At 62.1% G+C, this 14,942-nt stretch carries 10 protein-coding genes; 6 read left to right on the plus strand and 4 right to left on the minus strand.

Annotated elements, in window-relative coordinates:
* Positions 1-628 precede the first annotated feature (628 nt).
* Positions 629-2,221: a SulP family inorganic anion transporter gene (locus tag ACERK3_05575; GenBank protein ID MFA9477762.1), complete on the plus strand. Its 1,593-nt coding sequence runs from the start codon at positions 629-631 to the stop codon at positions 2,219-2,221.
* Positions 2,222-2,274: 53 nt separating this feature from the next.
* Here ACERK3_05575 and ACERK3_05580 read toward each other — a convergent pair whose 3' ends face one another.
* Positions 2,275-3,420: a GNAT family N-acetyltransferase gene (locus ACERK3_05580; protein MFA9477763.1), complete on the minus strand. Its 1,146-nt coding sequence runs from the start codon at positions 3,418-3,420 to the stop codon at positions 2,275-2,277.
* 227 nt (positions 3,421-3,647) lie between these two features.
* On the opposite strand from ACERK3_05580, the gene ACERK3_05585 reads away from it, so the two are divergent.
* On the plus strand, positions 3,648-4,535 hold the full coding sequence (locus ACERK3_05585) for a LamG-like jellyroll fold domain-containing protein (GenBank protein ID MFA9477764.1): 888 nt from the start codon (positions 3,648-3,650) through the stop codon (positions 4,533-4,535).
* A 123-nt stretch (positions 4,536-4,658) separates the two neighbouring features.
* Here ACERK3_05585 and ACERK3_05590 read toward each other — a convergent pair whose 3' ends face one another.
* The 3 genes from ACERK3_05590 to ACERK3_05600 form a co-directional block, all read right to left on the minus strand.
* Entirely contained in the window at positions 4,659-5,285 is a 627-nt protein-coding gene (locus ACERK3_05590) for a hypothetical protein (GenBank protein ID MFA9477765.1), read from the minus strand.
* Positions 5,286-5,353: 68 nt separating this feature from the next.
* A complete protein-coding gene (locus ACERK3_05595; protein MFA9477766.1) occupies positions 5,354-6,721 on the minus strand; it encodes a neutral/alkaline non-lysosomal ceramidase N-terminal domain-containing protein in 1,368 nt (455 codons plus the stop codon).
* A 35-nt stretch (positions 6,722-6,756) separates the two neighbouring features.
* Complete coding sequence (locus ACERK3_05600) at positions 6,757-7,869, minus strand: Gfo/Idh/MocA family protein (GenBank protein MFA9477767.1); 1,113 nt, start codon at positions 7,867-7,869, stop codon at positions 6,757-6,759.
* Positions 7,870-8,194: 325 nt separating this feature from the next.
* Here ACERK3_05600 and ACERK3_05605 point away from each other — a divergent pair, with 325 nt between their 5' ends.
* From ACERK3_05605 to ACERK3_05620, 4 genes are all read left to right on the plus strand, one after another.
* Positions 8,195-9,346, plus strand: coding sequence for a LacI family DNA-binding transcriptional regulator (locus tag ACERK3_05605; GenBank protein ID MFA9477768.1), 1,152 nt, complete (start codon positions 8,195-8,197; stop codon positions 9,344-9,346).
* A 39-nt stretch (positions 9,347-9,385) separates the two neighbouring features.
* Positions 9,386-10,195: a DUF1559 domain-containing protein gene (locus ACERK3_05610; GenBank protein ID MFA9477769.1), complete on the plus strand. Its 810-nt coding sequence runs from the start codon at positions 9,386-9,388 to the stop codon at positions 10,193-10,195.
* Positions 10,196-10,349: 154 nt separating this feature from the next.
* Positions 10,350-12,587: a hypothetical protein gene (locus tag ACERK3_05615; GenBank protein ID MFA9477770.1), complete on the plus strand. Its 2,238-nt coding sequence runs from the start codon at positions 10,350-10,352 to the stop codon at positions 12,585-12,587.
* Entirely contained in the window at positions 12,587-14,938 is a 2,352-nt protein-coding gene (locus ACERK3_05620; GenBank protein ID MFA9477771.1) for a glycoside hydrolase domain-containing protein, read from the plus strand. The genes ACERK3_05615 and ACERK3_05620 overlap by 1 nt, the downstream gene beginning before the upstream one ends.
* The last annotated feature ends 4 nt before the right edge of the window (positions 14,939-14,942 follow it).

A 14,942-nucleotide genomic window follows, 5' to 3' on the forward strand; every position in this document is an offset into this window, starting at 1 on the left:
TAGGGTACTGAGACGTAGGATCGGCATATTCACAGGTCAGCCCGAGCCTGTGAATGGGCCGAAAATCGGCACGAGTAGTTTTCGGGGAGTATTACAGACGAAGCAGTGCACATGGACGAGCATAGCGAGGATAGCGACAATCGGAAGGTACAAAATTTTCACGACCGTTTTAGCAAAGTTGGCTCGCATACACACCCACGCGGCGCCCCCGGAAAAATCACCAAACCTCATTGTGTACCACGGCCTGAATGCGGGCCCGATTGCACCGTTACCTCCAGTCGCTATACTCGGCTCCCATGCAGTTGGAAACCCACCTGGCTCAACCAACCTGAATTCCCAACCGAATCCACCGCCTCCGGTTCCAGACCGGCACGGCTGACGTGCTGGTCCTTGGGTTTTTGCCCGCAGGAACATCGTGAGGGCGTGGCGTGAGGGGAGACGCAGGCCATTCTTCTCTTCGCTGAATGAGGCGTAATCGTTGCCCACGGATCGACCGTGTCGGCACGAGGGGTCGCCCTTCCCCGCTATCCCTGTTTTTTTTAATAAGCGATGACACTGGTATCCGGTGATGCCGCGTGATCGGTATGAGATCGGGCGTTGGCCCTTTGCAGAGCGAGACGAAACGCAGATGCTGGACTTTTTCAAACGACGTTCGAGCGGACTAAAAGACGAAATCCTCTCGGGGCTGACGGTGGCCTTGGCGCTGGTGCCGGAGGCGGTGGCGTTTGCGATTATCGCGGGCATTCATCCGCTGCACGGGCTTTACGCCGCGTGCACGGTGGGGCTGATTACGTCGATCTTCGGCGGTCGGCCGGGCATGATCTCCGGTGCCACCGGCGCTCTGGCGGTGGTCATCATTGCGCTGGTCGCGGTGCATGGGGTGGAATACCTGTTCCCGGCCGTGATCCTCATGGGCCTCATTCAGATCGTCGTGGGCCTGCTGAAGCTGGGTAAGTTCATTCGCCTCGTGCCTTACTCGGTCATGCTCGGGTTCGTCAACGGCCTGGCGATCGTGATTTTCATGGCCCAGCTCAGCAGCTTCCGCGAGCCCGTGCGCGACGAGGCGGGCAATGTGGTCAGTCTCGATGGCGCATGGCTGACCGGTGACTCGCTGGCGGTGATGCTCGGCCTGGTGGCGTTGACGATGGCGATCATCGTCCTGCTGCCGAAGGTGACGAAAGCAATTCCGCCGTCGCTCGCGGCGATTGTGACCGTCTCTCTTCTTGCGATCTTCGGCCTGCCGATGCTCGGCTTTGATACGCTGACAGTCGGCAGCATCGCCGGCTCGATCCAGGCCGGCATGCCTTGGGAATGGTTCGCGATCCTCCACGGCGACATGACCTGGGCCAGGCTCTTCAGCTTCGAAACACTCTGGATCATCCTTCCCTATTCGCTCATCCTCGCAGCGGTGGGCCTGATCGAATCGCTGATGACCTTGAGCCTCATCGACGAAATCACCGACACCCGCGGGCAGGGCAACCGCGAGTGCGTCGGCCAGGGCATCGCCAACACGGTCACCGGCATGTTCTCCGGCATGGGCGGTTGCGCCATGATCGGCCAGAGCCTGATCAACGTGAACTCCGGTGCACGACGGCGCGCCTCGGGCATCGCGGCGGCGCTGTTCCTGCTCGCGTTCATTTTGTTTCTCTCGCCGCTGATCGAGATGATCCCCATGGCGGCGCTGGTGGGCGTAATGTTCATGGTCGTCATCGGCACGTTCGAGTGGGCCAGCCTGCGCATGTTCCGCAAGGTGCCCATGAGCGACCTGCTGGTAATGGTGACCGTGATTGTTGTCACCGTCTTCCTGCACAATCTCGCGCTGGCGGTGCTCATCGGCGTGATCATCGCCGCTCTCGTGTTCGCCTGGAAGCACGCGACGCACCTGGCTGCCGACTCGCACTTCAATGAATATGGTGCGAAGATCTATCAGCTCCATGGCCCGCTGTTCTTCGCTTCCACCGACAGCTTCCGCGATCTGTTCGACCCGGCCAACGATCCCGAAGACGTGGTGATCGACTTCTACTACACACGCGTTTACGACCAGTCGGGCCTCGAAGCGATCAACAGCCTGGCTGAGCGATATGGCAAGGTCGGAAAGCGATTGCACCTTCGCCACCTCAGCCCCGAGTGCCGCGATCTGCTCGACCGCGCCCGCGATCTGGTGGAAGTGAATCTCTCGGAAGACCCGCAATATCACGTGTCGACCGATCGGCTTGAGTGACGGCCAAGGCTGCGGCTCCAGACCAATAGTTCTACCTGCTTCAAGGCGGCAGGTCAGCAGCGTTCGATATGGGGCATGTGGATCGGAAGCGGACACCACGCCTCAAGCACGCGCGCGGCAGGGGGGAGCGCTGTTGTCAGCATCGGAGGTAGATGCCCGAAAAGCAGCCGTGTCATCGTCAACGGGTCAGCGGTGAAGTCGGCAGGGGCGTCGGTGCGTTCCGTGCGTGCACCTGTGTCATCGGCCGTAAGACGCAGCCGCGCGGCTTCGGGCACTTCGATCACGACTTGGCCTTGCATTAGCGGCTGCATGCGATGCCGAACGTTGAGCAATGCATGAACCGTTTTGTGCCAATCGTAAATTCGCCAGTTCCCGCTCGAACGTAATATCGGATACGCCACGTTTTGTGCGAGCATGTGATGAACGGGCGAAAGGAAAGGCGGCAGGCGGATGTTGATCCGGTCCTGGCCTGACGCTTCCAGGGCCAGGCGCAGCATGTCATATTCGGTTTCTGGTTCGCGTCCGACAACTTCAACGACCGCACTCTCGTCCGAGCTGAATAGCAGGTAACCGACTGGCTGCCGATTGCGATCCATCGCGATCAACGTGCGATATCGGTCCACCGGCGGCGACGTGAGCCGTTCGACCCGGCATCGTCGCGTTCGGCGAAGCACAAGCAACGGGGCGGGCAAGCCGCCCGCCGAGTCAAGTGATTGCAGCTGAATGTCAGCTGGGGGATGGCTGGCCAGGCCGGGCGTGACGTTTTTCCGGGTGAGTTCGTAGTGATACTCGCAGCCCGCCACTTCCCAGCCGAAGTGGCGATAGCGATGGCGCTGGCCCACAAGCCATGCCAGGTCGTAGCCCTGCTGGGGCAGCAAGTCCGCCACGTGTGACATGAGCTGACTCATCAGCCCCTGTTGGCGATACATCGGCGATGTGGCGACCGTGCCAATGCCCGCCATGCGCAACACCTCTCCGGCCAGGTGCACATCGTATGAGTAGACGCCCACCGATGCGGCGATTCGGCCGTCGCGTCGGATGACGTATCGGCAATGGGTGTCGTGTTCGCCAGGGGTGGTCGAGATTGCGGGCAACCTGTCGCGGAACGAGGTCGCAGGATCGCGGCCGTACGCCTCATCGAGGTGATTGATGAGTTGATCGTAATCGCTTGGCTGAAGCTGTTCGATGGCGTCGGGCATAATCAAGCGCCTTTTATACGCGAAAACGTTGGCCGCGCCGACACCACCGCTGGCACATGCGTATTTATCGAAATTAACTTCTTGTGGCGTCGATTTTGTGTTTTTATTTCATTATTTATAGTAAAAATTCATTTACATTCAGGAGTAGGGCATTTAGAATTGCTGCTCGTGTGGCCTGCAAATCTGCCTGCTGACAAATCAATGTCGACTAAGAATGGAGGACGTCCATGATGAAAAAATCAGTGAAATTCGCTCGTTTCCTTTGTGCAGCGTCACTCGCCGTCGGGGCGACTGCTTTTCCCGCCTCGGCTTCGACCGTCAATACCCAGTGGATGGCCGGGTACTCCGGCAATGAGGCCAACACGGTTTTGTTCTGGAATTTTGAGGGCGAGACGAATACCGAACGGCTTTCAGACAAATCGGACAACGGCGTCAATGCGGTTTTGCGTGACACGGACAACCCGCCGGCTGTGGATCAGTTCGCCAGCCCCGGCCGATTCGGTGGCGGGGCCTTGCGCGTGAATAAGAGCGGCACGGGGGCGGGGACTGGCCCGGCGGGCGTTGGTTCGAGTGTGTTTATGACAAATGCGGCCTTCATGGGTGGGCCCGCGAGTGAGCTTTCGGTCGAGTTCTGGCATAAGCCGGCGTCGACCGGCGTCGCTTACCTTGTCGATAACAAGGCCGACGCCGGCCACCACAATGGCATTCAGTTGCAGCGCGGCGCTGATGGCGCCCTCCATTTTTCGCTCGGTAATGGCACTATTTCGCAGGAGCTGGAAACGGATTCGCTGGCCTGGACGGTTGATCAGTGGTATCACATCGCGATCACCTTTAAGAACCTTGGCGATACTGCTCAAATCGCGATCTGGCGCGACGGCGAGCAACTGGCAGGCAGCACGCTCGGGAATTTCGGCGACGTGACCTTCAGGTCCGGCGCGTTCACCGTGGGGGACCGGGCCATCTACTCGAACGGCACGAACGGCCACGCAATCGGCAGCGGTCTGTTTGACGAAATCCGCATCTCGGACGTCGCCCACACATACATTCCCGAGCCGGCCAGCGCCGCGTTGCTGGGGCTGGGGTTGACGATGTTCATGCGTCGGCGTCGCAACTGATCATGGAGCGGTCCGGGGTCCGAGCCCACGGCGTAGCCCGGTGGCCATTGAGTTCAATTGATTCCACAGCAGCCTTGGCTTCAACCAGGGCTGTTTTATTGGTGGAGATCGCGAGGGGGCCGGTTACGTCGAGCGGTCGCGTTTACGGCGGGCGGGGGCGCCCATGTAGATGCCGTCGGGCTCAGTGTCACGGGTCACGACCGAGTTGGCGGCGATGATGCAGCCGCGGGCGATGCGCGTGTCGGCGGTGATCGTGCAATTCGCAGCGACCCACACGTCCTGCTCAAGCGTGATCGGCCCGATGCAGCCGGGCACGAGGGCCATCGGCTTATCCTGCAGCTTCGGATCGTGGCCCACGGTGGCAAACACGACGTTGGCGGCGATGTTGCAGTAGGCGCCCAGTCGCAGGCCGCCCCAGCCGTAGAGCACGCCGAAGGGGGCGAAGTGGCTGTGGTGTCCGATTTCGACGCAGCTGGCCTCCCCTTTGCCGAGCGAGATATAAACGCCCGGGTAGAAGGTCACGTGATCTTCGATGACGAACCGCTCCGCGTCGCCCTGGATGAATGCGTTGGGATAGAAGGTGACGTCCGAGCCGATACGGCAATGCTTCGGCTGACCGATCCAGTGCATACCTCTCATCAGCTTGACGCGGTCGCCGACTTCGATGCATTCGGGGTGTTCGATGTAGACGTCGGGTGCGATTTCGACATCGCTGCCGCAGGACTTGAAGCGTCGGCGAAGATCGTCCATGGGGTCTCGTCGCAACAGTAGTGGGCTTTATCGTGGCACGCGCGAAAGTGTACCACGGCGAACGGGCGTTACGCGGTGGCGGAAGTCGGCGCTGTCACCTGTGCCAGAACGCGATCCGCCGCCCGGCAGAGTATAGTTTCTGCGCCGACGCCCACGGCGTTGCGAGGCGTGGCCCATGTCTCATAGCCGCCTTCGTGCTGGAGGGCGTGGTCCGTGGGGATATAGCCGAGGTAGTCGTTCGCCAGCCCGATGACGAATGTCTGCGACAGCGGGGATTGGTCTTTGATGGCGAGCCCGATCTCGACAAAGATCTCACCCGGCAGGGCGACCCATCCGCTGTCGCCGATGCGAAAGGCCTGCACCTCGGCCTCGATCGGTTGACCATCAAGCTCATAAAGTTTGCGGCATCCTTTGGCGTAGCGTTCCACAACAAGGTTTGCCGGGATCGGCTGGCCGACGACATAACTGAAACGCCCTTCCATCGGGTTGGTCTCGCTCTGGGCGATGATCTTTTCTGCCAGTTCGACGTCGTCGGCCGTTACGCGCTTGCGCGGCAGGGCGATGTGTTCCGTCGCCGAGGCGAGCGTGGCTTCCGCGGTGGGCGTGATCGTGGCGATGATGCGGACGACCTCGGCTGCCAGCGCTGCGGCGACGCGCTTGCCCTGTTGATGTCCGCGCAGGCGGTTCGGGTTCAGCGGGTTGAGGTTGTTGACCTGGCCTGACGTGCCGTTCATGAGCATCGGTTGGCAGGCGGGGCCGAGGATGCGGCGTATGGCGTCGGCGAAGTGGCCGAAGTAGTCGGCCGAAATGTGTCGGCCGTTGTCCGTGCCGACGAAGTGCAGGCCGTATTGCGCCAGCACCGCGAGCGGCTGGCCGGCCGAGTCTTCGACGTAGAGCAGGCCTACGGTCGGGTCGACCGGGCTGGTGGGCTCAACGATGTCGGGATCGCCCGGCTCGGGGTTCATGCGAACGCTGCCGTCGCGCATCCGCCAGCGTCGGCAGAAGCAGACGCCGTGCAGTTCACCCCGGCCGGTCGCGAGTCGGGCCGGCTGAAGGCGAAGCTCCGCTATGCGGACCGCGTCCGCGGCGCGGCGGATCATCCACTGCACATACGCATCTTCCCGCTCCGGTTCACCAGGCTGGCGCACCGCGGGCCCCGTGTGCGTGTGCGTGCACGTCACCATGACACAGTCTGCGGCGATGTCGGTCGCCTCGGCCACCTGGGCGCGAATCGCCTGCACGTCCGCTCGGCCGAGGCCCAGCAGATCGAGCACGACCATTGCCAGCCGGGTTCGGCCGTCGTCGAGCACAAGCGCCTTAGCGCGGAGCGGATCGTGGATGTCCTCCGCTTTGCGGGGGATGAAATACCCCGCGATAGCGATGCCCAGCCAGGGCGTGATGTCCAGCTCGGCAGCGCCGGCTCGAAGTTGCGCCATTGCGTGAACTCCTGTTCGTCACCTGCAATCGGCAGTCATCGTATCGACGCGGCGGGCAGCACGGCAGGGGCGTGATCCAGATCGCGCAGGTCGGCGATCACACCTTTTTGCTCGGCTTCATATAGCCGCCAGATGACACGCAGGCCATGGAGGCTGCTTTGGCCGTCAGTGTCCGGCTGCCGACCGGTCTCGATGCACTCGATGAAGTGCGCCAGTTCCTTGTCGGTGTGCTTGCCGGTCCGCTTGCCGGGGGTCTCGGCGATGATGGCTTCCTTGCCGAACTGCGTCTCGCGCAGCTCGCCTTCTTCAATGTGCGGCTCGACGGAGCCGGAGCCTTTCATCTCGCTGGCGAAGCGGTGGTATAGGATCTGGCCGCGGCGGAAATCGACCTCGAGCATGCCGTCGGTGCAGTGGGCGTGGATGGCGTAGCCCAGGCGTGTGCCGCGGGCCCCCCACGTGCCGAAGTGGTAGGCGGTGGCGCCATTGGCAAACTTGAGCGACACGTTGCTCGTGCCCTCGTTTTCCATCCAGGGCGTGCCGAAGTTCGTGCCGACGTGGCTGCCTTCGACGGGCGTACCCATGAGCCATAGGAGCAGGTCGATGTAGTGGCAGCCGTGGCTGAACAGCTGACCGCCGCCGAGCGTGCTGGCACTGCGCGTCCAGTGGCCGGGTGGATAGTGCGTGAACTGTTCGGTCCAGACGGACATGTGAAAGCATTGCCCGAAGGTTTGTTCGTCGAGCAACTGTTTGAGGCGCAGAAGCAGGGGGTGATAGCGCATGACGTAGGCGACCATCAGCACGCGCTGAGCCCGGTCGGCGGCGGTGACGAGATCGAGGCATTCCTGCTCGCTGTTGGCCAGCGGTTTTTCCATGAGCACATGTTTGCCCGCTTCGAGGCAGGCCATGCCGACGGGATGGTGCAGGTGGTGCGGGAGCACGATCAGCACGGCGTCGACATCGTCGAGCACTTCGCGGTAATCGGTGGCGGCGCGGGTGCCTTCGCCGAAGGCCTCGGCGGCGCTGCGGGCGCAGTCGGGGTCGATATCGACGGTGGCGGTGACGCGAACACGGTCCGGTCCGAGATTGTGGTAGCAGGCTGCATGGCTGCGGGACATGCCGCCACATCCGATGATGCCAAGACGAATCATAATTGGGTTTCTCCAGAACGGGCGGCGGGCTGGTACATCATGCCCACCTTATTGCCTTGCGAGCAGCCTTGAAATTACTGGAGAGGTGTCGAAATAGCAATATAAAAATTAGTTTTCGAGAGCGTTTTTTTAGATTTCCGCCACTAAGTATTCACCGGTTACCCAGTGTTTATCGTGTTTTTCGCATAATCTTTCGATTTTTCAGGTTATTTTTTCCTAGAAAAAAGTCTTGACGGTTGAAGGCGGGGGGGTTCTAATGCTTTTTAGGTTTTCGATCACCTTGGACTTTCAAAATATGCCGGTTTCATCAAAACAGACTGTGCTTGTGAGTGACGAAGTGGCTGGCGTGGAAGCCTCGCCGCGGCGGGCGACCATACTTGATGTGGCGCGGGCGGCGGACGTGGCGCCCAGTACGGTCTCGCTGGTGACCAACGGCACGGGATACGTCAGCGAAGAGAAGCGACGCGTGATTGAGGAAGTTGTCCGTCAGGTAGGGTATCGGCCCCGCGGCCGACGCAAGACGACGTCGGCGACGCCCGCGACGCGGTCAGCGAGTCGATCGTCCGCCTCGTCGTCCGCCTCACCATCTTCGGCGCAGACACGGACGTTGGATGTGGTGGTGCTCTACGTTCCGATGCGCGGACGAGCCGGGGCGATTACCGCAACGGTGGTGTCCGTGCTTGAGGGGGCCAACACGGCGTTCGCGGCGCGGCAGATCCGCCCGAGCCTCATCGCCGCTGCGGACCATATTGATGACGATGCGATTCTGCTGAGCCACCTTCGCAGTCGGCAGATCGATGGCGCGATTCTGATGGGTGTGGGGCGGGGCTCCGACCCCGGCTATATCCAGCATCTTGATGCGGCGAACGTTCCCTGTGTGTTTGTCGGTCATCGCGCGACGGAGCAGGGCGTCAGCAGTGTCAATGCCGACTTCTTCCGTGGCAGCGTGCTCGCCGCTGAGCATCTGCAAGGTCTGGGGCATCAGCGCATCGGGTTCGTCGGGTTTTCCGAGGCCCATTGGCCCACCGCCGAGCGCCTGCGTGGGTATCAGCAGACGTTGAAACAGCATGGGCTGCCGGTTGACGAGCCGTATTACACCCATGGCGTCAAGGCAGGCCAACACGAGGAGGCGATGTCGGCCTACCTTCGCAGTGCGTTGGACCGCGGCTGCACCGGCTTCCTGATGGGCGACTTCTACGCCGAGCTCGCGGTACCGATTCTCGAAGGTTTCGGCTGCGACGTGCCGGGCGACGTGTCAATCGTCGGGTTTGACCACTTGGGGCACAAGGTCGGCCGACGCTCGCTGGCGCTGACCTCGGTCGCGTATGACAAGCCGTTCCTTGGTGTGACGGCGGTGCAGACGCTGCTTGAGATCATCGAGTCGGACGGACGGCTTACCGCGGCGAACAAGACGATCGGCGTCAACCTGTATCAAGGCGCGACCACGGCGGCGGCAGCAGGGGCATCTCAATCCTGAACAGTTCCAGGTGCATTTCACTTTTAGACAGGAGTTGGCATGATGTTTGTGGCCACGGTGCATAAAAGACAAACGCGAGGCTTCACCCTCATTGAGTTGCTAGTGGTTATTTCGATCATCGCTTTGCTTATTGCAATCCTGCTGCCGGCCCTCGCGTCGGCACGGGAAGCAGCGCGGAACATCAGTTGCGGTAGCAATCTTCGGCAAATCGGTATTGCTGTGGCTGCGTACCAGGCGGAGCACAATGACTTTTTCCCCCAAGGCCGGGCAAGAACGAGCGCCCTCGGCCGTCCCGAAGGCGCCAGGGATTCGCGCAACAGCAACTGGAACTCCCTGCTCTGGTTCGATGGGTATGTTTCAGACCTCGAACTCTATATCTGCCCCTCCTTTGCGGGTGCTGCGACACCTTGGCTGGATCCCGCTGTGCATGGCCGTGCCAGCCTCGGCCATGACAAGCATGCCCACGTCCACTATGGCGCGAACGAACTGACCGTGTATGGTTGGCTTGCAGGCGGGGCAAACAGGCCTGACAACATCCTCTCGTCCATACGCCCCGACGACATTCCTAAACCATCGAACACAGCCAGCCATGTTGACAGCGCTTTTGGCGGTACCGTCACAACATTCGTCTCTCCCGCCCCTGACAACGTGAACCTCCCGCACGGTGCCGGGCGCATCGCCGGCGGCAACTGGGTGCCGCACACGCGACACCAAGGCAATAACGCGAACTTCCTCATGACCGATGGCCATGTTGAATCGGTCAAGGGCCCGGAAGGCTGGGCGTGGGCGACGACGGATCATCCGGCTTTCGGTTGGACCTCTGACTCGTGGTGGCGCGTCAGGAAGTGAAGCGGCGCAGCACGCGATCGTGGCCAGGGCGCGATTGTCGGCTTCGTGCGTGGCCTGGCGGCTGCCGATCAAGGCGAAACTGAACCTCTTCTAATACCAGCGGACCTTCACGAAAATGAGACAGTCAGACGCGTACCGGTGCACCTGGATCGTCATGCTTTTCACTCTGGCCGTCACGACGGCGGTCAGTGGCGAGGTGACGGATGACACCATCCTGTTCAGTGATGATTTTGAGTCCTACTCGGCCGACGAGGAACTCGACGGCCAAGGGCGGTGGCAGTCGTCGCGTGGCAGTGGCGAGAACAGTGGGGTAACCGTCGTCGAGGGTTCGTCCACTTCGGGCCGCGGCGCGAACGAGCGCGTCGTCCGCTATTACGACGACAGCGGCAGCGATCCGCATCCGGTCATGCGGCGGTCGTTTCCGGAGGAGTCGACCTATGCGGTCAAGTCCACGTTTTTACTTCGGCTCAACGAACTGGACGGCGACGTGGGGATGCACAACGTCGTGCTTCGCGGTACGGGCGGCGCTGCGACGCGGTTTCGCTTCGGGCCCAGCGGCTTGATCCTGCTCGGCTCGGCGGAGGAGCCGGGTGGTGAGCGGAAGCAGAGCCATCGCATCATCGATCGGCCGGTGGCGGGTGATTGGTACCAGGTGGTGCTCACCGCCGACCCGAAGACGCAGACGACATGGGCAAGGGTGACGAATCTTGACCGTGATGATGCGGGCCAGCGGGGCGAAGCCCCGCCGACGCCGTTCTTTGCCGACGTCAGTTCGCTGTCGCGGTGGGCGGTCGAGCGGGCGTCGATGACGACGATGGATGTCTCGATTGACGATGTGACGGTTCGCGTGGTTCCGGCGGCGGCCCGTGAGCCGGCGGTGGACCTGTCGGTGCTGGAGATGGCGGCGGACGCAGAGCTTTCCGAGGGGGCGCGGGCGCGGATGGCGGACGGCCGAATCGAAGGCGAGCAGGCCGTGCTGCTTGAGGCCGGCTCGATCGCGTGGGAAACGCCAGGCCTGTCGGATCACCATCATGCGGAGTTCTGGTTCAATCCTGTGAGTTGGAATCCGGTGCTGGGTGACGAGGTGACCCTCGCCCGGTTTCAGATCGGCGACGATTTGTTCGTGCTCCGCAAGCCGGCGAACCGCAGCGAACTGCAACTGGAACGCGACGGTCAGGCGGTGCAGGCCTACCCCACATACGCATGGGACCACGGCGACTGGTATGAAGGCGGCGGCGGCACGGGGGTGCGCGGACTGATTCGTCGAAGCGTGCCGTGGCATCACGTGCATGTCGCGGTGTCGGGCGGACGTATTTCGATGACGGTGGACGGTTTTCCGGCCCGCCGAGTGGAGACCGCTGCGGTCTCGGGGGCGTTGTCGCGTCTGGAACTGCATGGTCAGCCGGGCACGACGTTCGCGGCGGTGGCGGCCGAAGCGGGCACGCCGATGGAGGCGAGCGAGTTGCGCGATCGCTACATCACGTTGTTTCTTAATGAACCGCGGATCATGCGGAATCTGGTCACCGTGCCGTATCTGAGACAGCCGCCGTCGATCGACGGGCAGGTGGACGAAGCGGAATGGGCGAACGCGGCCCGGCTTATTGGCTTCAGCAACATCGGCCGCGACGGCGTGGTGACGGAAGAGTTGGTGGGTTACATCGGCTACGACGACGAGCGCGTGTATCTGGCGCTGGTGACACCGGCTGGCGAGTCGGTGAGCGACGACGCGGGCGATCAGCCAATGTGGGAACGCGAAGCGATGGTGATGACGCTCTCGCCGCCGTTCGTCAGTGGTGAGGACCCGCGGCGGGCGACCCAACTGGTGGGCGACCCGGCGGGCCATAAGACGCAACTGAAGGTGCTGCCGACGCGCGACGAGCAATGGCAAGCGGTGTGGGACTGGTATGCATCGACGGACGGGCAAGGCTGGCAAGGCGAGCTTGCCGCGGCGTTTGATGACCTGGACTTTCCCACCCCGAGCCCGGCGGACATGTGGGGGCTGAATGTTGAAAATCCCAATGCGGGCGCGACGTGGTCGCATATCGAGGTCGAGCCGAACCTGGGCAATATCCGTTTCCGGGAAGGGGCCCCGGCTGTCCGGCCGATGCACCTTCGGTTCGATGAAGGCTCGGCGAAGCTTGAGATCGAGATCGTCGGCGGTGAGAACGTTCAAGACCTGATCGTCGGCATGCAACTGTTTGGCGCACATGACCGCCTGCCTCGCGAGACCGTGGAGACCGTTGTCTCGGTGGGACCGGGCGAGCCGGAGCGGGCCGAGTTGACCTTGGACCTCGAAGGACAGGACGACGGCCGCGTCGCGCTGTTCGTGCGGGACGGACACCTATTCATCTACTACCACAGTGTGAAATTCCCGGCCGTCGAAGGCCGCTGATGATGGATCACGGCGAAAGGACACAGCAGATGCAGATGCGCAGGCGATCGATGAGCATGCTGGCATGGGGGGTGGCGGTAACGGTGACGGCGGGCGGTGGGTTGCCGCTGCACGCCTCCGACGAGGCCACGTCGGCCGAGGCTGAGCAGGTTTATCAGCGCAAGTGGACGGAAGCGGAGCTGCGCGAAGTGCGCGAAGCCAGCCAGGAGTGGTTCGGCCAACCGGTGGTGCGGATGGACTACGCTCCGCCGCCGTGGACGCCGATGGTCGTGGACGGTCAGGCGATCGAAAGCTGGGGCAAGGTGTATCGCTACAGCGATTCGGTCTTGCCGGTGCAGATGACCAGCCAGGCTCTGGAACTGCTGGCGGGCGAGCCGCGGTTCGTGCTGCGCTCGGACGGACAGGAACATGAATTTCGCGAGGCCGAGGTCACGATTGAAAAGGTGCACGAGGGACTGGTGCAGGCGACGGCGGTTTCGCAGTCCGGCCCGTTCACGCTCGAGGTGAAGGTTGGTTACGAGTTTGACGGGATGGGCAAGGTGGAGGTGGCGCTGTCGGCCGACGGTTCGCCGACGGTGGAGAGCCTGCATCTGGAGTTGCCGATTTCGGCCGAGCGGGCGCAGTTGTTTCACATGACCGGCTCGCGGCACGTGTTGCCGATTCCCGAGGAGCAGCGACGCGGAGCCGCGGCGCCGCCGATTTCCGACTCGGGTTGGGTGCCGGAGGAAACGTGGCAGCTGGATGCGTTCCGCGAGATTTTGTGGTTCGGCGATCAGACGGCGGGGCTGTCGTGGTTTGCCGACGGGATGCACGGCTGGCCGATCTCGGGCGAGGATGAAATCCAGGTGCTTGAACCGGAGCGCGATGGGGCGCGCTTGCTGCGGGTGAAGTTCGCAGACCGGTCGTTTACGTTGGACGAGCCGTTGGAACTGGTCTTCGGGTTGCAGGCGACGCCGATGCGTCCGCGGCGGGACGACTTCCGTTCGCGCGTGGGCTGGATGTTGCCGGACTTCGATGGGCCGGTCGAGATGCGATGGCGTTGGGGTGATGGGTATTACTATCCGTTCCATGAAACCTATCCGGAGAAGGCACGCGAGGACGTGGAGGCCGTGCGGGCGCAGGGCCGTGAGCTGTTGACGACGTCGTCGCTCGAATACTTCGGGCCGCACCGCTTTTACAAGACGCCGTATGGTGTGGTGGATCATCCGGGCATGATCCATCGCGAGGTGCTTTTCTGGAAAGACCAGTGGAACCAGGTGCGCACGTTCGAGGGATCGGTCAGCGACGCCCAGCAACGTCACGAGGAAGCGTTGCGACGGCATGAGGCAGGCGATCCCGGCGGCCGAAGCGTGGAAGAAGTTCTTGCGCTTGACCGCCACACCGCCGAGGGCGAGTGGTACGGTCAGGAGTGGCGGCCGAGCACTTACCCCGAACGCTTCTGTTACAACGAGACTTCCTCCTTCGCTGACTACTACACGTGGAAGCTCAAGGAACTCGTGGAGCAAACGGGCAAGGCGGCCATCTACCTCGACCAGCAGCTTTACTACTGTGCCAACCCCGACCACGGCTGCGGCTACGTCAACTATGACGGCGAATGGATGGGGCAGGGCAACGTGTTTGGCATGCGCGATGCCGCAAAACGGCTTTATTTCGCCTTCGTGGAAGGCAACGGCACGGCACCGCTGGTGATGTGGCATTCCTCGCATCAACTGATCATTCCCGCGATCTCTTTCGCCGAGATCTTCTGGGAAGGCGAGAAGTACACCATCCCCGACCACGAACGCAGCATCCTCGGCCGGGAGTTTTACAGCGAGTTTCTCGATGAGGCCGTGATGCAGGTGCAACATATGGGCAAGCCCTTCGGCTTCACCGGCGACTTCCTGCCACAACTGACCCGCGCGCAGCTTCGCAGTATGCCCATCACCTCACCCGCCGTCGCTTCCGCACGCGACATGGTGGGCCTGATGCTCATTCATGACTCGCACCTCGATGCGTACAGGCCGTTGACCTATCACGGCGACCTGATCAGCCACATCCTCACGAAACGGGCCACCTACCCGCTGGACGAGATGCAGGTCAGCTATTACTGGGAAGACGATGCGCTGGTTCATGTCGAGCAGTCGGACGTTCGGTTCATCATGCATTACGACGATGAGCACGCGCTGCTGATCCTCTTTAACTGGAGCGGCGAAATGCAACGCGCGCAAGTGAGCATCGATCCGCCGACGCAGTCGACAGGCGAGCCCACAGTTCATGACGTTTTCTCGAAAGAGCAGTTCGGCCAGGATCTGCAAAATTTCGAAATCGACCTGCTGCCACGCGATTTCCGCATGCTTGAGGTGCGTTGGTAACGCT

The sequence above is a fragment of the Phycisphaerales bacterium AB-hyl4 genome (genome assembly GCA_041821185.1).
GTDB lineage: Bacteria > Planctomycetota > Phycisphaerae > Phycisphaerales > Phycisphaeraceae > Natronomicrosphaera > Natronomicrosphaera hydrolytica.

Coding starts and splice junctions, on each gene's coding strand:
- ACERK3_05575 (MFA9477762.1), top strand. CDS start 629: ATGCTGGACTTTTTCAAACGACGTTCGAGCGGACTAAAAGACGAAATC.
- ACERK3_05580 (MFA9477763.1), bottom strand. CDS start 3,420: ATGCCCGACGCCATCGAACAGCTTCAGCCAAGCGATTACGATCAACTC.
- ACERK3_05585 (MFA9477764.1), top strand. CDS start 3,648: ATGATGAAAAAATCAGTGAAATTCGCTCGTTTCCTTTGTGCAGCGTCA.
- ACERK3_05590 (MFA9477765.1), bottom strand. CDS start 5,285: ATGGACGATCTTCGCCGACGCTTCAAGTCCTGCGGCAGCGATGTCGAA.
- ACERK3_05595 (MFA9477766.1), bottom strand. CDS start 6,721: ATGGCGCAACTTCGAGCCGGCGCTGCCGAGCTGGACATCACGCCCTGG.
- ACERK3_05600 (MFA9477767.1), bottom strand. CDS start 7,869: ATGATTCGTCTTGGCATCATCGGATGTGGCGGCATGTCCCGCAGCCAT.
- ACERK3_05610 (MFA9477769.1), top strand. CDS start 9,386: ATGATGTTTGTGGCCACGGTGCATAAAAGACAAACGCGAGGCTTCACC.
- ACERK3_05615 (MFA9477770.1), top strand. CDS start 10,350: ATGCTTTTCACTCTGGCCGTCACGACGGCGGTCAGTGGCGAGGTGACG.
- ACERK3_05620 (MFA9477771.1), top strand. CDS start 12,587: ATGATGGATCACGGCGAAAGGACACAGCAGATGCAGATGCGCAGGCGA.